Origin of the sequence: Flavobacterium sp. NLM, from assembly GCF_002210235.1 — a bacterium.
In the GTDB taxonomy this organism is placed as follows: domain Bacteria; phylum Bacteroidota; class Bacteroidia; order Flavobacteriales; family Flavobacteriaceae; genus Flavobacterium; species Flavobacterium panici.
Genome location: NZ_LIAC01000015.1, coordinates 364,637 through 383,242, shown reverse-complemented (window position 1 = coordinate 383,242; position 18,606 = coordinate 364,637). Strand labels below are relative to the sequence as shown.

Genomic DNA, 18,606 nt, shown 5'->3' with positions numbered 1-18,606 from the left:
TCCACGAATTTATTTTTCAATTTGACTTATAACGGATTCTAAAATCTTTTTAATCCTTTAATCTGTGGCAAAAACATAAAACATTTTTCACAAACTAATTCGTGGAAATTCGTGCAATTCGTGGCAAAAAATACAAACTATTAACTAATAATAATCTTGTGTTCGTGACGGTATTGCGATGCGCTTTTACCTGTATATTGTTTAAATGATTTACTAAAGTGGCTAAAATTATTAAAACCGCTTTCGTAACAAACTTCATTTATACTTATAGGTTTTTCGGCCAAAAGTTTAGAGGCGTGCACCAATCTGTATTCGTTTACAAACTCTGTAAAAGTTTTGTTTGAAATCTTTTTAAAATATCTACAAAAAGAAGGCGTTGTCATGCTCACTAAATTCGAAACTTCGTCGATAGCGATAGACTGCTGAAAATTATCTTTAACAAAATTAAAAACCACATTCATTCGATCGTTATCCTGAGTTTGCAGTTCCATTGCAAAACCATCTGCGTTCAGCATTGTATATTCTTCAGACGAATCTAATTCATCCAGAATACTTAAAAGCGAAAGCAAACGTTCAAACGGAAGCTGGTCTTCCATTGCTTCGATTTTTTTTCCAATATGTTTTTTAGTTTCTCCGCCAAAAGCGATTCCGCCTTTAGACTGACTTAAAACATTTTGAATCTTTCTCATTTCCGGTACTCCAAAAAAGCCATTCCCTAAAAACTCAGGTTTAATATGAATGACTGTTTCGTTTACGTTTCCCGTTTGTTCATTCGTAAAGCCGCAATGCGGCAAATTAGACCCTATCAAAATCAAACTACCATTTGTATAATAGGAAACATGGCTTCCTATTTGTCTTTTTCCTGCCCCGCCATTTATATAAACCAACTCAATCTCTGGATGATAATGCCATAAATGAGCTTTGCTATTGGTCTTTTCGGCGTGTTTAGTGTAGGTAAAAGAACTACCGTATGAGTTAGTTATCACTTCAAGAGCTGGGGCAATTGTTTTCATGATAATTTCTTTAAAAAATAATAGCAAATTTAACAAAAACACCTAAAATAATTTAAATTTTAACCTATAACGGTTTCGTAAATGAGGATTTTTCATTAAAACAACAAAAAAATAATGTAACAAATTATCGCCAAAACCTCTTTTTTTAAACAACCCATATTTTTATTCCAGATTTTTTTAAGATTTCTTATTTATTCGACCTTTTTTATAGACATTCATAATTTATGTAAGAATAATGGAAGTTTTTAAAAACGTTAACATTTAGAAAACATTGAAAAATAACAACGTAATTAACTAAAACACCTAAAATAATTCAAATTTTAACCTATAACGGTTTCGTAAATGAGAATATAGCACATAAATTGGAAAATAGAGTTGATATTATTTTCGCATAGCTGGAGTAATTTTACATCAGAGAATTAGAGATAATAATTTTTAAAAACAAATACTATGAATAAGATAAAATTAAGTTTAGTGTGTGCGGTGCTTTTATCAGGAATCAGCACTTATGCGATTGATGGAAATGAGGACTTTAATCTTCATGTATTGAAAAACGGAAAAACGATCACTTTTGGTCTTAACCAAACTCAGAAAGCAAAATTAGCTATATACGATACAGAAGGTACTTTATTGTATTCTGAAAATGCTTCTGGTAAAGACGGAATTTTAAGAACTTTCAGCTTACAAGATTTCCCTGACGGAGTTTACTTCTTAGAAGTTGAAGACAATGCAAAAAAAGTTAGATATGAAATTAATGTAAATAACGAAATCGCTACTTTATCTTCAAAAGCAATTTCATCTGTTTACAAAACAGTTTCAGACAAAAATACTAGCGTAGCAGTACGCTAAAAAACTTATACTTTTCTCATAAGTATAAACTAAGGTTAGATAGTTAGTAAAGTTAAAAACGTAAGTTTTAAAAACAGCTCTTTGTGGTTATTGGGCTGTTTTTTTTTGCTCTTTACTTTCGATATTAGATTTTAGATTGCAGATTTTAGAGTTTAGATTTTTATTGTGATTATATTGCGTTCTCCGTGGTTAAACCACGGGCTATGTTTCCAATTCTTTCTGTACAAGAAATATACATATTCACCACTTCCTAAAAATTCATCCCAAATTTAAATATAGCCCGTGGTTTCAACCACGGGAACATATAGCTGATATTGTATTGTGGCTTCATTACGTTCCCCGTGGTTAAAACCACGGGCTATGTTTCCAATTCTTTCTGTACAAGAAATCTACATATTCACCACATCCTAAAAATTCATCCCAAATTTAAATATAGCCCGTGGTTTCAATTACGGGAACATATAGTTGATATTGCATTGTGGTTACATTACGTTCCCGTGGTTAAACTACGGGCTATGTTTCCAATTGTTTCTATATAATAAAAAATAGAAAGTTACACCTGCTAAAAGTCACACCGAATTTAAATATAGCCCGTGGTTTCAACCACGGGAACACAAAATCCATAATGCAGATTTTAGAGTTTAGATTTTTTGCGCAAGTTTTGAAAAAAACTCAGAACCTTAGTATCTCAGAATCTCAGCATCTTTAAAAAAAAACCTTTGTCTCTTTGCCTCTTTGAACCTCTGCACCTTTTCCCAAAATCTTTGAAAAATAATAGCTGAATTAACGAAAACGATAAAAATAATTCAAATTTTAACCTATAACGGTTTCGTAAATGAGAATACAGCATCGAAATTGGAAAATAGAGTTGATATAAAACATATATATCTAAAGTAATTTTACATCAGAGAATTAGAGATAATAACATCAAAAACAAATACCATGAAAAAGAATTTAAAATTGAGTTTAGTATGTGCTGTACTTTTATCAGGATTAAGTACTTATGCAATTGACGGAAACAACGCTTTTAATCTACACGTATTAAGAGCTAACGGAAAACTAATCACTTTTGCTTTAAACCAAACTCAAAAAGCAAGTATTAGTATATATGACAAAAACAATAATTTAATTTATTCTGAAAACGCTTCTGGTAAAGACGGAATCTTGAGAACTTTTAGTTTAGAAGAATTTCCAACCGGAACTTACTTTTTAGAAATCGAAGACAACTTCAAAAAAGCAAGACACGAAATCACAGTTACAAGTGAAAAAACAGTTTTGTCTACAAAATCAATTAATTAAGCAGATTTCTGCAAAAAATATAGTGTTGCCCCAAATACACTTAAAAATTTATACTCGCATACAGTATAAAAATGAGGTTAGATAGTTAGTAAAGTTAGAAAACGTAAGTTTTAAAACAGCTCTTTGTGGTTATTGAGCTGTTTTTTTTTTGCTCTTTACTTTTTGGTAAAACCTACTTTACAAATTCCCTTTTTAAGAGTTGGTTTATTATTAAAATGTAAGAAAAACGTAAAATCAAATATTTAGAAAAACGTTGAAAAATAATAACCAAATTAACAAAAACGATATAAATAATTCAAATTTTAACCTATAACGGTTTCGTAAATGAGAATACAGCATCGAAATTGGAAAACAGAGTTGTTAAAAAAACTGGATTTCTGTAATACTTTTACATCAGAGAATTAAACTAATAATTTAAAACTAACAGTTATGAAAAAGATTTTAAAATTGAGTTTAGTATGTGCAGTACTTTTTACAGGAAGTACATATGCAATTGATGGAAATGAAGACTTTAATCTTCATGTAATAAAAGCTAACGGAAAGCTGATCACATTTGCGATCAACAAATTGCAAAAAGCAACCCTGGCAATTTATGACAAAGACGGAAATCTAATTTATTCTGAAACTGCTTCAGGTAAAGATGGAATATTAAGAACTTTTAGCTTAGAAGAATTTCCAGAAGGAACTTACTTTTTAGAAGCAGAAGACAATGTGAAAAAAGTTAGACACGAAATTACAATTACAGACGATACAACTGTATTATCTGCAAAAGCAGTTTCATCTGTTTATAAAACAGTTTCAGAAAAAAATACACGCGTAGCAGTGCGCTAAAAAAGGTATACTTATTGTAAGTATAAAAAATAGGTTAGATAGTTAGTAAAGTTAAAAAACGTAAGTTTTAGAAACAGCTCTTTGTGGTTATTGAGCTGTTTTTTTATGTTAAATTTTTCGGTTTTTGAAAAAATTGAAATTTTTTGAAAAATTATTCTTAATAATTGTATGTGTCTGGTTTTTATAGCATTAAAAAAATTCATTTTTTTAAAACCGCAAGCCCCCGTATTTACGTACATAGCGTAGACAAAACACAGAAATAGTTTTAATTCAGCATTTTAAGTATTAAAAAACATGATTTTTTTGCGGAAAATTAAATTTGTATTTGTAGTTTTGAACGTTCCACATTTAGTAATAAAACTTTAAAAAAACATGACAAAATTTACCAAAACCGGTCTTGTTGCAGCCTTCTTTTTTGCAACTCTTTTTTCTTACGCCATTGATGGAAAAGGCGATTACATTTTAAACATTCAAACTGGAAACGGAAAAGTAGTTAGCTTTACTTTAGACACCTTTGAAAAATCATCTTTTTCTATCTATGACGAAAATCACAATTTACTTTATGCGGGAGATTCTGCAGCAAACAAATTAGAAGTTTCGAAAACAATAAGTTTAGAAGGTTTACCAGCCGGAACTTATGTATTAGAAGTTAAAGCAAACGAAAAAGTTGCTAAACACGAAATTAAGGTTGTTGCAAAAAAGGCAAAAACTGTTAAGTTAGACGAATCTGTGAACCATAGTCCTGGATTTCGTCGTTAAACCACTTTTTTTGCCCCACAAAAAAAAATGAAAGCAGCTCTATAAGATGGAGCTGCTTTTTTTTATTTATGTTTATAACGTTATGATGGATTAAAATCCATCCCTACAATATGTTTCGTTCCTTCGGAACTTTTTCTAAAACTCTATAAAAAATAACCTCAATATTGTCATTTCGACGAAGGAGAAATCTTCGCAAGAAACTCGACAATGTTAATCTTATGCTGGTAAAGACGGAATCTTAAGAACTTTTATAGAATTTTATTGTTCACTTTTTATTGGAACAATTATTTTAAAAATTGTACTTCCAGATATTTAGTACAACGATCCTTCATGTCATCGTAACAATCTATCAAAATTGCCGAGCCTCCATTTTCTACAATATCATGAATCATTTTAAACTTCATTTCGGTAACTTCTGCCCCAACTCCCATAAGATCAAATGCTATTTTTTTTGACTTTGACAATGCAGCATATACATGCAAAAGTTTATTTTCTTTAAAAGGAAGATTTTTGACTTTTGTTTTTTTAGTAACACCTTCAAATTCATAAATTTTTCTGGCAAATGGATTGTTTAAATCTGCATTTTTTTTGAGATACTCTCCAACAGTCGTTGGATAAAAATTATATCGAAAAAATGATTCCTGAAAATGTTCCATAAATAATATTTTTTCATGAACTATAACATTTTCATGTTTAGTTTTGCCACAAAATATATCTTTAATGACTTTCAATTTTTCCTGAAAATAAATGTAACTCAATAAGTTCACAAGTATCATTTCACCTTCATATAAAACAAAAGGCGGTATATAAAAAGTATCTGTTTTTATTCCTTTATTTTCTAATACTATTTTCAACAATTAGATAGTTTTTTTTTTAATGAGAAAAGCATTCGTTGTGGCGAATGCTTTTATTTCTATTCAATTACTATTTCTCTTTTAGCAATTTCTCTAAATATTCGTTTTTTTCTTTTTCTGACTGAAGCAAACGTTCGTAAAGCTTTTTATTTTCTTCTACAGATTCCATTAATTTATCTAACGGATTGAAAGTGCAGTGATTTGTTCCAAAATTAAATGCACCACTATTATTTGTATCGTTAAAAGTATTGAAATAATTAATCATGCCTTCTTCTGAAAAACTTTTAATGGCTTCAACCGTTACACCAAGAGCTTTTGCTACCTCAATAAGTCTTTCTTCTTCTATTGTTTCGCTGTTTTCAATAGCCGAAATTGTTTGCTGACTTATTCCCAAAGCCTGCGCCAAAGCTTCCTGTTTCATATCTCGAAGTTCACGAATACGGCTTATTTTTCGCCCTATATGATTTGGTTTTGTTAGTGTGCTCATAATTCAAAGATAATAATTAAGTATGAAAACTTCCACGGGTAACTAACTTATTTAGTACAGTACGATACCAGCAGAAATGGTTTGCTACAGAACAATCTATTTCTTCCTTCGCCGAATCAAACAAAAGTACAATTTTTCTTATAATAAATTTATAAAAGCCAAATTGTAAAGTAATTATCTAACAAAACTAAATACACGCCTTATGGAAACAAATGAAATTGAAATTGTAAAAAACCTAAAAAGATTAACTGCCCTCCATTTCCGAACTCTAAAACCCGCAAATGACGAATCTAAAACTTATATCGCTCAAATTGAGGTTTTAAATTATCTTGAATTAGGCTGCGTTATTACCGATATACTAAAATTATGCATTCTCGCACTCGATCACGATATGCATAATGTTCCAGAAAAGAAAAATCAATCTATTAATGTGGGTTTAGTTTTAGAAACTGTTTTGCAGATGTTTCCTTTAAGTGAAATGGAGTTTTTGAGTTGTGTTGGGGAAATGGTTGATGAATGATCTTATTTTTTTACTTTTAAAGCTGAAAAGCTTTTGGTGATATAAATGTCCCTCGTAAAACTTAAAAGCGCATTAAATATAAAATTCATGGATTATAATACCAAAGAACTTTTTCATTATTTAAATCAATCTATATCAAATAATGTAACTTATAAAGAGTTATCAAATCTATGCTTAACATTATTTTGTACCTGTAGCATTTTGCCTGAAAGGTTTGAAACAACAATAATTAATAAAGAAAAATTAGCCATAATATTTTCAGAAATTGCAAAAGAGAAAAATATTGTTTCGTATCCATCAACCGCTTCATTTTACGGAGCTTCATTTCATGACACTCATAGTGAAGGACATTGGTTAGAGGTAATGGCTAGCGTATTGAAATTAGCAAGAGAACCTAATATAGAAGAAGCTAAAAATTTATTAGTATAGTTTTCTCTTTGCTTACGTGGGCAAATGGATTTTGATTACGGAATTTCTTTGTCATGATGGATTAAAATCCATCTCTACAATATGTTTCGTTCCTTCGGAACTTTTTATAGAAGTTCTTTAACCACAATATTGTCATTTCGACGGAGGAGAAATCGCATTAGTAATTCTCCAAAGATTGGCGATTTGCATTGTCGAGCTTCTAGTGCGATTTCTCCCTTCGGTCGAAATGACAAAACTTTATGGGATTTTATTGTTTTGCTGCTGCGAGCAAATGGAATTAACTACGGAATTTCTTGTCCTGATGGATTGAAATCCATCCCTACAATATACTTCGTTCCTTCGGAACTTTTTATAGAACTTTATAAAAAATAACCACAATATTGTCATTTCGACGGAGGAGAAATCGCACTAGCAATTCTGCAAAGATTGGCGATTTGCATTGTCGAGCTTCTAGTGCGATTTCTCCCTTCGGTCGAAATGACAAACGGTAAAGATTTACAAGATAAAAACAGAAAAATTACAGAAGAATTATTACATAAAAAATCCTATTATTGTAAATGAATAAATGAGAATAAAACATGCTGTAAAGCTATAAAACAAGAAATTTAAAAATGAAAAATAAAATTTTAATTATTTTATTGCTTTGCTTTATCAGCTGTAAAATGGATAATCACAAACCTGCAGAAGTAAGAAAAATAAAGAAATCAACAGACACCGTTTTTTTTAATGAACAAGGTGATACGATAAAAACACAAACTGCTTATCTTAAAAATAACTATAAATTAATTATTTTTCCAGCTATAGATAAAAATGAAGAAGTAATTAATTTTAGACTTATAAATGGTAAAAAAGATAATACCTATTTATTAGTTGATACTTTCATAGAAAATTATCGGCCTTATTATGAAGGAGTTGATTTTAAAAATTATTTTGCTTTACATAGCAACGGAGGCGGAACAAGCAATTTCTATTTCTGGTTGTATGATAAAGAAACCGGCAATGAAGTTTTAAATGGTATCACTGGGGATTTTGATTTAAAAAATGAACTGATTTTGTATACAGATGAAGATCATGAAGATAATCTATTCATTTATGATGTAAATACGAAAGTAAAAACGTTGATAAATCTGCCATACGAACTTATGGATAAACAAGAATGCACAAAATACAACAATTCACCTAAAACCCTTTATATAAGACGAGTTACTAATGATTATTACTATTTAGCCTTCGAAATTTGTGAACCCTTATTAGTAGAATTTAGAGTTAAGAAATCAAAATAATAATTCTACTGGCGTGAGCTGAAGCCTTAACATAATTGATTCTACTTCATTCAAATATCTTCTGTTGATTTTCTTGCGTGGGCAAATGGATTTTGATTACGTAATTTCTTTTCATGATGGATTAAAATCCATCTCTACAATATGTTTCGTTCCTTCGGAACTTTTTTATAGAATTCTTTAAAAAATATCATTCATTAATTTAAACTCTTTTTTGATATTAGTTTTAATATTAAAATTAGTTTCAATTGAATCAATTTTAGTTTCCTTTAATTCATTATTCTTTAATTCATACTTTATCAAAACATACTTATATTTTTCTACAGAAATTCCATCATCACTTACTTTTGGTGTGCTTGAAACGATAAATTCAATTTTGTCAGCTTGTTCCTTAACCCAGACAAAAGTTAAAGAAGTTCGCAAATCATTTGTGATAACTTCCTTATTTTTTAAGTTTATTATACTGAGTGACAAACTATTATTATTAGCTAAAACAGGTAAAATAGAATGCTGTCTTTTAATATTGTATGGCCGTATAATTTATATTTTTTTGATTTAATTACTGAAACTCCGTTTAATGGAAAAACATTATCATCATAATCAAAGTATCTGAATCTTAGTGTATCTTTTTTAAAATTGACTTTATTTAATTTGTAATCTAAAGTTATAAAACCATTAGTATCTTTTGTAATAGTCAAATAATCCTTTTCCTTTCTATTCAAATTATTTTTACCACAGGATATAAATAATAAACATACTATTACTATAATTAAATTTTTCATCATTATCAGGTAATTTTTACTTTGATTTTATATTTCCTTTTAATAATTTTTCTAAAGTTTCTAATAACCAATTCTCATCTACTCTTTGAAGAGCTTTATTTCTTATAATCTGTTCTTTAATTAAGCTCACAAATTCTTTATCATTAAATTCTTCAATTGCTTCTAAAATTAAACTTCCAGATTCATCTATTTCTAGAAGTTCGCTTTTTAAAATTTCCCTAATATTTTCTTCTTTTCGTTTTGCTAATCCTACAATGGCTTCAAATCTCGTAATTTTATCTTCATCACTTACTCTTTCCCACAAAGCATCTCTAATTGTTGTGTTATTGGTTTCAATTTGAGTTCCAATTCCAAACGTTGCCCAATTTCTAATATCAGAATCTTTGTCTTTAGTCAATTCAATCAAAGTTTCAATAGGTTTCATTTTATCAATCGAAAGAAGCGCATAAACCAAACTATATCGCACATTTACACTTCTATGATTTTTATAATCACAAATTATATTGATTTGGTTCTCTGTAAGATTGTCATTATTATGTCCAATTCCATAAAGTATCGAACTAATAATATTTTTATCAGTTTCTGCTTTTAGCAAATCAAAATACCTTTTTAAAATTTCTTTTGAATGTAATCTCGGATATCCAAATTGAGCTAAGATATTTATACCAATTATTTTTTCTCTAACAATTTCTGATTTAGTAAGTTCAATACTTTTTTCAAAAACACCTCCTTGCTTTCGTTTTCTTAATTCACTAATAAATTTCCAATAATTTCTATTTGATTTATTATTCAAAAGTCGTTCAAATAGTTTTTCGGTAGAATAATTGATTAAGGTCATTCTAGTTCTTTTTATTCAATAAGCAATAAAAGTAACTACTATTAAATAAAAAACCGCATTAGTAAAGTAAACTAAATGCGGTTTTTTTATTTATCTGATTTTAAATTTTACATATTCCTTCTATATTGCCCACCCACTTCAAACAACGCCGAAGTAATCTGCCCTAAAGAACAAACCTTTGTAGCTTCCATTAAATGATCGAATAAGTTTTCGTTTTTAATAGCCGCTTGCTGTAAATTGTTTAAATGCTCATTAACTTTTGCTTCGTGAAATTGATGCAGGTTATCTAACATCGTAATTTGATATTGTTTTTCTTCTTCGGTTGCACGAATAACTTCTGCCGGAATTACCGTTGGCGAACCTTTTGAACTCAGAAAAGTATTTACACCCACAATTGGAAAATCGCCATTGTGTTTCAAAGTTTCGTAATACAAACTTTCTTCCTGAATTTTAGATCTTTGGTACATCGTTTCCATTGCGCCAAGAACTCCGCCGCGTTCTGTAATTCTATCGAATTCTTGTAAAACCGCAGCTTCAACTAAATCAGTCAATTCTTCGATAATGAACGAACCCTGAATTGGGTTTTCATTTTTCGCCAAACCTAATTCTTTATTTATAATCAACTGAATTGCCATGGCACGACGTACAGATTCTTCCGTAGGGGTTGTAATCGCTTCGTCATAAGCATTGGTGTGCAATGAATTACAGTTATCATAAATAGCGTATAAGGCCTGTAAAGTCGTTCTAATATCATTAAAATCAATTTCCTGTGCGTGCAACGAACGCCCCGAAGTTTGAATGTGATATTTCAGCATCTGTGCTCTTTCGTTAGCTCCGTATTTGTTTTTCATGGCTTTTGCCCAAATTTTACGTGCCACACGACCAATTACTGAATATTCTGGATCAACTCCGTTTGAGAAGAAGAATGATAAATTTGGTCCAAAATCGTTGATGCTCATTCCGCGGCTCAAATAATATTCCACGTAAGTGAAACCATTTGAAAGCGTAAAGGCCAATTGCGTAATTGGATTCGCTCCCGCTTCAGCAATATGATATCCAGAAATCGAAACCGAATAGAAATTACGAACGTTTTTCGTAATAAAATATTCCTGAACGTCGCCCATTAATCGCAAAGCAAATTCGGTTGAGAAAATACACGTATTCTGCGCCTGATCTTCTTTTAAAATATCGGCCTGAACCGTTCCACGAACTTGCGATAACGTTTTGACTTTTATTTCATTATAAACTTCTAAAGGTAAAACCTGATCTCCGGTAACGCCCAAAAGCATTAATCCTAAACCGTTGTTTCCTTCTGGTAAATCGCCTTGGTATTTTGGTCTTTCAATACCTTTTCCAGCATATATCTTGTTGATTTTTGTCTCAACTTCTTTTTCTAATTCATTGGCTTTAATATACAATTCGCATTGCTGATCAATCGCTGCATTCATAAAAAAGCCTAAAAGCATTGGCGCAGGCCCGTTTATCGTCATACTTACAGATGTCAAAGCATGAACCAAATCGAAACCTGAATAGAGTTTTTTTGCATCATCTAAACAGCAAATCGAAACTCCCGCATTTCCAATTTTTCCGTAAATATCCGGACGCAAATCTGGATCATTTCCGTATAAAGTTACACTGTCAAAAGCCGTCGAAAGTCGTTTTGCCGGCAATCCCGCACTTACATAATGAAAACGTTTATTGGTTCTTTCTGGTCCGCCCTCGCCCGCAAACATTCTCGACGGATCTTCGCCTTCACGTTTAAACGGATATAATCCAGAAGCAAAAGGAAATTCGCCAGGAACATTTTCCTGTAAATTCCAACGCAGGATATCACCCCATGCTTCATATTTAGGTAAAGCAATTTTCGGAATCTGTAAATGCGATAAACTTTCAGAATGCGTTGCAATCTTGATTTCTTTATCACGAACTTTAAACGAGTAAACCGGATTTTTATATTTGGCTACTTTTTCATCCCAATTCAGAATAATTTCCCAATTGTACGGATCTAAATCCATTTTTACTTTATCAAACTGATTTAGTAAAAGATTTAAAAAGATTCTGTTTTCATCATGTGGCTGCGCTGCGCTTGGTAAAACAGTCGAATCATCGATTCCTGCTTTATTAATTTGAGGAACTTTTCCAGAAACCGATTCTATGGTTTTGAAAATTCCGTATAATTTCTGCGCTACTTTTTGCTGCGAAAGTGCGATTTCATCATAAGATCTGTTATTTTCTGCAATTTCAGATAAATAACGCGTTCTGTGTGGCGGAATCACGAAGATTTTCTCGCTCATTTCTTTAGTGATTTCAAAAGTCGATTTCAATTCAGAATTCGTTTTTTCGACCACTTTATCCATAATCGCTTTGTAAAGCGTGTTCATTCCCGGATCGTTAAACTGCGAAGCAATCGTTCCGAAAACAGGCATTTCATCAGGATTTTTATCCCATAAATTATGGTTGCGCTGGTATTGTTTTTTTACGTCGCGCAAAGCATCAAGCGCGCCTCTTTTATCAAATTTGTTTAAAGCCACTAAATCGGCAAAATCAAGCATGTCGATTTTTTCCAATTGTGTTGCCGCTCCAAACTCTGGTGTCATTACATATAAGGATACATCAGAATGATCCATAATCTCAGTATCAGACTGACCAATTCCCGAAGTTTCCAAAATAATCAAATCGTATTTTGCGGCTTTTAAAACCTGAATCGCTTCGGCTACATATTTAGATAAAGCCAAATTCGACTGACGAGTCGCCAGCGAACGCATATATACGCGCGGATTATTAATGGCATTCATACGGATTCTGTCTCCTAAAAGCGCTCCTCCGGTTTTTCTCTTCGACGGATCGACAGAAATTAATCCGATTGTTTTTTCAGGGAAATCAATTAAAAAACGACGAACCAGTTCATCAACCAAAGATGATTTTCCGGCTCCTCCCGTTCCTGTAATTCCTAAAACCGGAATTATAGAATTGGTATTGCTTTCGTGAATTTTATCAAAAACAGGTTTTGCAATTTCAGGAAAATTCTCGGCTGCAGAAATTAAACGTGCAATTGCCGTGGGAACTTTATTTTCGATATGATCGATTTCTCCGTTTAATTTATCTCCAATAGGAAAATCAGACTGCTGTACCAAATCATTAATCATTCCCTGAAGCCCTAACGAACGGCCGTCATCTGGAGCGTAAATTCGGGTAATTCCATATTCATGTAATTCTGAAATTTCGCTTGGCAGGATCACTCCGCCTCCGCCTCCAAAAATTTTGATGTGCCCCGCTCCTTTTTCATGAAGCAAGTCATACATATATTTAAAGTATTCGTTGTGTCCGCCCTGGTAAGATGTCATCGCAATGGCATTGGCATCTTCCTGGATTGCTGTATTCACCACTTCCTCTACACTTCTGTCATGCCCAAGGTGAATTACCTCCACTCCTGTTGACTGAATTATACGACGCATGATATTAATCGCTGCATCATGGCCGTCAAAAAGCGAAGCAGCGGTTACAATTCTTACTTTATTTTTAGGAATATATGGTATTTGTTGTTCCATTTTATGAATATGATAATTTAAAGGGAGCAATTTACAAAATATTTTAATATTTGATGACGATCAAACCTTTATGTTTTTAAAAAATATATCGATTTCGTTAATAACTAGGGTAACAAACAGGCTAACCAGCTGATTTATACTATATAAACCTGTAACATGGCAATCTTGCAAAATCTAAATGTAATAAAGCAACTCATTATCAATAACCTAAAGTAATTTAGCAGTGTAGAAAAGGCCCCAAATTTTTACCCAGAACTTTCGAATCTAAAGTAGTAACGTAAAAATTGAAATGAAAATGAAAACAACATATCCAGTAAGCATAATTTTAGCTCTTAGTTTCACTATATTATCTTTTGGAAAGCATAATAATAGTAATACCAGAGAAAACATAAGTTTGAATAAATCTTATCTAAATAACAATTCAGATACAAAAGTTGACAGTGAAGTATTGACTGATTTCTTTAAAAGGTATTCTGATTTAAAAAAATATCAAAACGAGGTGGTTTCCTTGTACAAAACAAGATCTTACGGATCAATTTGGTTTGAAGATGACAAAATCAATGAGTTTGGAAAAACCTTGTATGACAAATTAAATGATACTTATGAGGAAGGTTTAATTTTTGAACTTCCTTATAAATATGAAATTGATCAAATTTTCAAAAAAGGATCAAACGATAAACCATCAAAAGCAGACTCTGATATGCTTTTAACTTCTGCATATATTATCTATATGAACCGTGTTTATGTTGGTTTAGATGCCGAAACTGCTAAAAAAACAGGATGGCTTCTTCCAAAAAAAGAAATATCTTATGATACTTTGTTAGATTCTCTAATGACTCAACCTACTTTATTAGAGAAAAATGACGAACTTCTTTTTAACCAATATTATAAATTACAGGATGCTCTTAAAAAATACAGAGAAATAGAAAAAGCCGGTGTGTGGAAACCTATCGTTGCCGAATCTCCTTATAAAGATCTTAGACCTGACGCCAATACACCTACAATTGGACAAGTTAGAACGAGATTATTTATTTTGGGTGATTTAGATCATGACTCTAAAAGTAATTTTTATGATCGTGAATTAATGGATGGTGTGATGAAATATAAACTTAGAAATGGGTTTAAACCAAATTACATTTTATCTGCAGATCATATTAAAGAAATGAACATTCCGTTAAAAGACAAGATTAATACCTTGATGGTCAATATGGAAAGATGCCGTTGGATTTCTCCAAAAATGCTAAAAGACAAAGAATATATTATTGTAAATATTCCTTCTTTTGAATTAGTATATGTAAAAAACGGAAAACCGGAACTTACCTCTAAAGTTTTTGTGGGATCTGCGGTAACTAAAACAACCATATTTAACGGAAATATTGATAAAATTGTTTTCAGCCCGTACTGGACAGTTCCTCAAAGTATTGTTGATAATGAATTGAAAATGAAAATGGCTGCCGATCCTAATTATCTAACAGAAAAAAATATGGAGATAGTGAATGGTCAGGTAAGACAAAAACCAGGTCCAAACAACTCTCTTGGATTAGTGAAATTTATTTTCCCAAATCCTGAAGATATTTACATGCACGATACTCCTGCAAAATCATTATTTGATTTTGAAAGAAGAACTTTTAGCCACGGTTGTATTAACGTAAACAAAGCAAAAGAGCTAGCTATTGCCATGCTTAAAGATTATCCGGAATGGACAACAGAAAAAATCAATAAAGCAATGGAAGGAAAAACGGAAAGTACATTTAAACTGCCAAATAAAGTGCCTATTTACATCACTTATTTTACTTCATGGGTACATGATTCCGGAGAAATAAGTTTTTATCAGGATGTTTATGAAAAAGATTCAGAATTAAATAATTTCTTATTTCCGGTTGATGGCGTAGCTTCAAACTAAATAGCAATTATAAATAAAATAAAATCGGGAATTCACTTCAATGAATTCTCGATTTTCTATTTTTAAAAATAACCTAACTTATTAATATCAAAACTTTTAAGTCTAAAAATATTTTGATTTCTGTCGCAACTTTGCAGTGTAATATTACCACTAATATTAATTACAAAATCAATTTATCATGAAAACAGAAAATATCGATGGATTAACACTATTTGAAATAAATTTATTAATTCAGCAAGGAGCAAAATTTGTAATGTTTCCTAATATGATGAGCAAATCTAAAAGTTCAACTATTTATTTTGTTCGTCCCGAGGAAAAAACTTTTAAATATGCCATAAAACATTTTTTTAAGAATATAGCAAATTGCTGGCATACAATACCTTTTAGACCACTTTATCTTTCTAAATCTTTATTTTATTTAGCAATTGGCGGTCAAAATTATACTCATGCAGTACTGGCAGATTTAAAAACTATTAATCCTGTCTACAACCCAAACCTATACTGCTTACAATACGTTTAAACTGCCTTTTTTGTCCCTAAAAAACTTAGTTATATAATTTGTTACGGTAAACCAAATCCTATCCAGACAGTCAGGCAAACCCTACTCTACCTGAAAAAAATGTCTTTTAGTAATTCGTTTATCAAAACAAAAATTAAATCATCTTATAAATTTTATAAGGTGATTTTTTTTTAATAGAACCTTTAAAAATTTCCTGATTATTCTATATCAATAAAACTATATATAGATTTTGTTTGAAATAATGCCTTCATTTTTGTCTTAATATACTATTTTAAAATCATCTTGAGGCTTATATCGTGATAGATTAAATAGAGATTTGCAGATTCCAAATCATCCATTTATAAATGAAAAAATACGTTTTAATTTTTAGTTTTATTATAGCAGCTTTATTTATTTCATGCAATAAATTCACCACTCAAGACGCGATTACATCTGATGGACTTAGCAATCCTAAACCACCAAAAGCTATAGGACCTCCACGTATATTATTTATAGGAAATAGCCAAATAGAATATTTTGTAAGTGCTCCTACGCTGTTTCAGGAATTATGCAATTTTAATAATAAACATATAAATGTCCAACAATTGGTAACAATGGGAGTTTCACTAGATAAAGTTTATTACACTAATAAAACAGAAGCCAATCAAATTTTTTCTAATAGAGATAAAGATGGAAATTATTATGATTTTGTTGTGCTTCAGGAAGCGACACCAATTGCATTAACAGATCTTGAAAAGTATAGATCAAATTTAAAATTAATTGTAGAAAAAATACATAAAAATAGTCCGGATGTTGCCATATATGTCTATCAAAATATGTCTCCATTACCATATACAAATCCAGAATATGATGATTATTATAAAGAACTACAAAAAAATGCCGTTTTAGCTGCCGCTTATATTAAAAATGCAGGTTTATTGAGGGTTGGCGATGCTGTTAAAGATGCTTATGAAGGTAAAAGCGGTTATAAATACTTAAGTAATAATAAAGATAATCTTCGTTATGGTAAAAATATACTTCACTTTACAAACGATGGAGGATTTTTACAGGCAGTTTTACTATACTCTGCTATATTTAATAAAACACCAATTATTCCTAAAAAACTTATTTTAAGTACTGGAACTGGAGATAAGGACAATATGAGAAAACAAGAAGTAGATAAAGTAATCAGTAATCCACAGGCCTTAGAAGAAATAGCTTTTAATAATCGTTAAACCTTAAAAACAAAAAATCATCTTATAGTTTATAAGGTGATTTTTTTATTTTGTTTCATCTGAAAATTAATATCTTTCAGAAAATTAACCTAATCAACAAATAACCTTTATTACTATGAATGACGATTACCAACCTCAAAAAAATTGGTGGGACAGAAACTGGAAATGGTTTGTACCAACAGGATGTTTAGGCCTTTTAGTTCTTTTTGCCTTATTTATTGGCGGAATATTTTTTGGAGTAACATCGATGATGAAAGATTCTGATGCTTTTAAAGAATCGATGACTGCTGTACAGCACAATAAAGTTGTAATTAAAAAATTAGGAAACCCAATTGAAACTGACGGAATGATGTCTGGAAGTATAAGCACAAGCAACGATACCGGAAATTGTGATTTACAAATCCCGATAAAAGGTCCAAAAGGAAAAGCTACTTTATTTGTTGTTGCTACAAAAAGAGGAAAATGGAAATACGATCAATTGTTTGTTTATATCGAAAAAACAAAAGAAGAGATTGATTTATTGAAGAAATAGATTTTTTAAGTTTCTAAGAATTTAAGTTGCTGAGATGCTAAGTTTTTTTACTATTTGATTTTGTATTAAATTAAAATATTACGAATGTTAATAATTAAACAAAATGTTACGTGCCGTTAAATAAATTGTGGCTTTATTTTTGAATATGTAGTATTTTTGAACCTTAATAAACCCCAATAAATGAAAAAGATTTTTTTATTAGTCGTTACATTTTCCCTAACGTCATGTGCGCAGGTACAACAGACTCTAAATCAATTACCGCAAATATCTTCTCAGATTCCGGGAGTTGGCGGTGTTGATATCGCTTCTGGACTAAAAGAAGCCCTTAACAAAGGAATTACGCAACAAGTAAGTAAATTAACCGCTGTAGATGGTTTTTATAAAAATGAAGCCGTAAAAATTTTAATGCCTGAAGAATTACAAAAAGTAGACGCTACATTACGTAAAATTGGTCTTGGCTCGCTGGCCGATGAAGGAATTAAAGTTTTAAACCGTGCAGCCGAAGATGCTGTAAAAGAAGCAACACCTATATTTGTTTCGGCAGTTAAAAATATGTCTTTTACCGATGCTAAAAATATCTTATTAGGAAATGACAGTGCCGCAACTAGTTATTTACAAGGAACTACAACAACAGCTTTATACGGAAAATTTAATCCGGTAATTAAAAGCTCTTTTGAAAAAGTAGGTGCCGATGTTGTCTGGACAAAAATCATCAACAAATACAATACTATTCCGTTAGTGAAAAAAGTAAATCCTGATTTAACTGACTATACAACTAATCAGGCACTGGCAGGAGTTTTTAAAATGATTGCTGTAGAAGAAAAAGATATCCGTAATAATATCAGTGCAAGAACAACACCTTTATTAAAAAGCGTTTTTGCAATGCAGGACGGAAAATAATTTTTTAAGGCTCAAAGTTACAAAGGTACAAAGCAACTTTTGTCACTT

At 30.9% G+C, this 18,606-nt stretch carries 19 protein-coding genes; 12 read left to right on the top strand and 7 right to left on the bottom strand.

Translation table 11 applies throughout. The features are described from left to right. Nucleotides 1-140 precede the first annotated feature (140 nt). Complete coding sequence (locus tag APR43_RS19525; RefSeq protein WP_053474112.1) at nucleotides 141-1,013, bottom strand: AraC family transcriptional regulator; 873 nt, start codon at nucleotides 1,011-1,013, stop codon at nucleotides 141-143. 450 nt (nucleotides 1,014-1,463) lie between these two features. Here APR43_RS19525 and APR43_RS19520 point away from each other — a divergent pair, with 450 nt between their 5' ends. The 4 genes from APR43_RS19520 to APR43_RS19500 all read left to right on the top strand — a co-directional run bounded on the left by APR43_RS19520 (nucleotide 1,464) and on the right by APR43_RS19500 (nucleotide 4,751). Beyond that, complete coding sequence (locus APR43_RS19520) at nucleotides 1,464-1,862, top strand: T9SS type A sorting domain-containing protein (RefSeq protein WP_053474113.1); 399 nt, start codon at nucleotides 1,464-1,466, stop codon at nucleotides 1,860-1,862. A gap of 942 nt (nucleotides 1,863-2,804) precedes the next feature. Next, the gene (locus tag APR43_RS19515) at nucleotides 2,805-3,161 is read left to right on the top strand and encodes a DUF3244 domain-containing protein (protein ID WP_053474114.1); all 357 of its coding nucleotides are present in this window, start codon (nucleotides 2,805-2,807) and stop codon (nucleotides 3,159-3,161) included. A 429-nt stretch (nucleotides 3,162-3,590) separates the two neighbouring features. Beyond that, nucleotides 3,591-3,992: a secretion protein gene (locus tag APR43_RS19510; protein ID WP_053474115.1), complete on the top strand. Its 402-nt coding sequence runs from the start codon at nucleotides 3,591-3,593 to the stop codon at nucleotides 3,990-3,992. Nucleotides 3,993-4,364: 372 nt separating this feature from the next. Further along, complete coding sequence (locus tag APR43_RS19500; protein WP_053474117.1) at nucleotides 4,365-4,751, top strand: hypothetical protein; 387 nt, start codon at nucleotides 4,365-4,367, stop codon at nucleotides 4,749-4,751. 284 nt (nucleotides 4,752-5,035) lie between these two features. On the opposite strand, the gene APR43_RS19495 is transcribed toward APR43_RS19500, so the two are convergent. Then, complete coding sequence (locus APR43_RS19495) at nucleotides 5,036-5,605, bottom strand: hypothetical protein (RefSeq protein WP_053474118.1); 570 nt, start codon at nucleotides 5,603-5,605, stop codon at nucleotides 5,036-5,038. 70 nt (nucleotides 5,606-5,675) lie between these two features. After that, nucleotides 5,676-6,092, bottom strand: coding sequence for a helix-turn-helix domain-containing protein (locus tag APR43_RS19490; RefSeq protein WP_053474119.1), 417 nt, complete (start codon nucleotides 6,090-6,092; stop codon nucleotides 5,676-5,678). Nucleotides 6,093-6,294: 202 nt separating this feature from the next. Between APR43_RS19490 and APR43_RS19485 the strand changes: the two genes are divergently transcribed. From APR43_RS19485 to APR43_RS19475, 3 genes are all read left to right on the top strand, one after another. Further along, nucleotides 6,295-6,612 carry a hypothetical protein gene (locus tag APR43_RS19485; protein ID WP_053474120.1) on the top strand — a complete coding sequence of 106 codons (318 nt, stop codon included), beginning with the start codon at nucleotides 6,295-6,297 and terminating at the stop codon, nucleotides 6,610-6,612. A gap of 87 nt (nucleotides 6,613-6,699) precedes the next feature. After that, entirely contained in the window at nucleotides 6,700-7,041 is a 342-nt protein-coding gene (locus APR43_RS19480; protein ID WP_123959167.1) for a hypothetical protein, read from the top strand. A gap of 611 nt (nucleotides 7,042-7,652) precedes the next feature. Beyond that, nucleotides 7,653-8,324: a hypothetical protein gene (locus tag APR43_RS19475; RefSeq protein WP_053474122.1), complete on the top strand. Its 672-nt coding sequence runs from the start codon at nucleotides 7,653-7,655 to the stop codon at nucleotides 8,322-8,324. Between the two features lie 177 nt (nucleotides 8,325-8,501). Here APR43_RS19475 and APR43_RS19470 read toward each other — a convergent pair whose 3' ends face one another. The 4 genes from APR43_RS19470 to APR43_RS19455 form a co-directional block, all read right to left on the bottom strand. After that, on the bottom strand, nucleotides 8,502-8,795 hold the full coding sequence (locus APR43_RS19470) for a hypothetical protein (protein WP_053474123.1): 294 nt from the start codon (nucleotides 8,793-8,795) through the stop codon (nucleotides 8,502-8,504). Between the two features lie 14 nt (nucleotides 8,796-8,809). Further along, nucleotides 8,810-9,106 (bottom strand): hypothetical protein, encoded by a 297-nt coding sequence (locus APR43_RS19465; protein ID WP_123959164.1) that lies wholly within the window; start codon nucleotides 9,104-9,106, stop codon nucleotides 8,810-8,812. Between the two features lie 13 nt (nucleotides 9,107-9,119). Beyond that, complete coding sequence (locus APR43_RS19460; protein ID WP_053474125.1) at nucleotides 9,120-9,941, bottom strand: HEAT repeat domain-containing protein; 822 nt, start codon at nucleotides 9,939-9,941, stop codon at nucleotides 9,120-9,122. Nucleotides 9,942-10,048: 107 nt separating this feature from the next. After that, nucleotides 10,049-13,489 (bottom strand): methylmalonyl-CoA mutase family protein, encoded by a 3,441-nt coding sequence (locus APR43_RS19455; RefSeq protein WP_053474126.1) that lies wholly within the window; start codon nucleotides 13,487-13,489, stop codon nucleotides 10,049-10,051. 295 nt (nucleotides 13,490-13,784) lie between these two features. On the opposite strand from APR43_RS19455, the gene APR43_RS19450 reads away from it, so the two are divergent. From APR43_RS19450 to APR43_RS19430, 5 genes are all read left to right on the top strand, one after another. Next, complete coding sequence (locus tag APR43_RS19450) at nucleotides 13,785-15,392, top strand: murein L,D-transpeptidase (protein ID WP_053474157.1); 1,608 nt, start codon at nucleotides 13,785-13,787, stop codon at nucleotides 15,390-15,392. Nucleotides 15,393-15,570: 178 nt separating this feature from the next. Further along, entirely contained in the window at nucleotides 15,571-15,912 is a 342-nt protein-coding gene (locus tag APR43_RS19445; RefSeq protein ID WP_053474127.1) for a hypothetical protein, read from the top strand. Nucleotides 15,913-16,256: 344 nt separating this feature from the next. Then, nucleotides 16,257-17,126: a hypothetical protein gene (locus APR43_RS19440; protein ID WP_053474128.1), complete on the top strand. Its 870-nt coding sequence runs from the start codon at nucleotides 16,257-16,259 to the stop codon at nucleotides 17,124-17,126. A gap of 115 nt (nucleotides 17,127-17,241) precedes the next feature. Next, nucleotides 17,242-17,658 carry a cytochrome c oxidase assembly factor Coa1 family protein gene (locus APR43_RS19435; protein ID WP_053474129.1) on the top strand — a complete coding sequence of 139 codons (417 nt, stop codon included), beginning with the start codon at nucleotides 17,242-17,244 and terminating at the stop codon, nucleotides 17,656-17,658. Between the two features lie 180 nt (nucleotides 17,659-17,838). Then, nucleotides 17,839-18,558: a DUF4197 domain-containing protein gene (locus APR43_RS19430; protein WP_053474130.1), complete on the top strand. Its 720-nt coding sequence runs from the start codon at nucleotides 17,839-17,841 to the stop codon at nucleotides 18,556-18,558. The last annotated feature ends 48 nt before the right edge of the window (nucleotides 18,559-18,606 follow it).

Excerpts from the sequence above, each read along its gene's own strand:
- APR43_RS19450 (WP_053474157.1), top strand. The coding sequence starts at position 13,785 with ATGAAAACAACATATCCAGTAAGCATAATTTTAGCTCTTAGTTTCACT.
- APR43_RS19500 (WP_053474117.1), top strand. The coding sequence starts at position 4,365 with ATGACAAAATTTACCAAAACCGGTCTTGTTGCAGCCTTCTTTTTTGCA.
- APR43_RS19490 (WP_053474119.1), bottom strand. The coding sequence starts at position 6,092 with ATGAGCACACTAACAAAACCAAATCATATAGGGCGAAAAATAAGCCGT.
- APR43_RS19445 (WP_053474127.1), top strand. The coding sequence starts at position 15,571 with ATGAAAACAGAAAATATCGATGGATTAACACTATTTGAAATAAATTTA.
- APR43_RS19480 (WP_123959167.1), top strand. The coding sequence starts at position 6,700 with ATGGATTATAATACCAAAGAACTTTTTCATTATTTAAATCAATCTATA.
- APR43_RS19520 (WP_053474113.1), top strand. The coding sequence starts at position 1,464 with ATGAATAAGATAAAATTAAGTTTAGTGTGTGCGGTGCTTTTATCAGGA.
- APR43_RS19485 (WP_053474120.1), top strand. The coding sequence starts at position 6,295 with ATGGAAACAAATGAAATTGAAATTGTAAAAAACCTAAAAAGATTAACT.
- APR43_RS19510 (WP_053474115.1), top strand. The coding sequence starts at position 3,591 with ATGAAAAAGATTTTAAAATTGAGTTTAGTATGTGCAGTACTTTTTACA.
- APR43_RS19515 (WP_053474114.1), top strand. The coding sequence starts at position 2,805 with ATGAAAAAGAATTTAAAATTGAGTTTAGTATGTGCTGTACTTTTATCA.
- APR43_RS19475 (WP_053474122.1), top strand. The coding sequence starts at position 7,653 with ATGAAAAATAAAATTTTAATTATTTTATTGCTTTGCTTTATCAGCTGT.
- APR43_RS19440 (WP_053474128.1), top strand. The coding sequence starts at position 16,257 with ATGAAAAAATACGTTTTAATTTTTAGTTTTATTATAGCAGCTTTATTT.
- APR43_RS19525 (WP_053474112.1), bottom strand. The coding sequence starts at position 1,013 with ATGAAAACAATTGCCCCAGCTCTTGAAGTGATAACTAACTCATACGGT.
- APR43_RS19455 (WP_053474126.1), bottom strand. The coding sequence starts at position 13,489 with ATGGAACAACAAATACCATATATTCCTAAAAATAAAGTAAGAATTGTA.
- APR43_RS19465 (WP_123959164.1), bottom strand. The coding sequence starts at position 9,106 with ATGATGAAAAATTTAATTATAGTAATAGTATGTTTATTATTTATATCC.
- APR43_RS19430 (WP_053474130.1), top strand. The coding sequence starts at position 17,839 with ATGAAAAAGATTTTTTTATTAGTCGTTACATTTTCCCTAACGTCATGT.
- APR43_RS19460 (WP_053474125.1), bottom strand. The coding sequence starts at position 9,941 with ATGACCTTAATCAATTATTCTACCGAAAAACTATTTGAACGACTTTTG.
- APR43_RS19435 (WP_053474129.1), top strand. The coding sequence starts at position 17,242 with ATGAATGACGATTACCAACCTCAAAAAAATTGGTGGGACAGAAACTGG.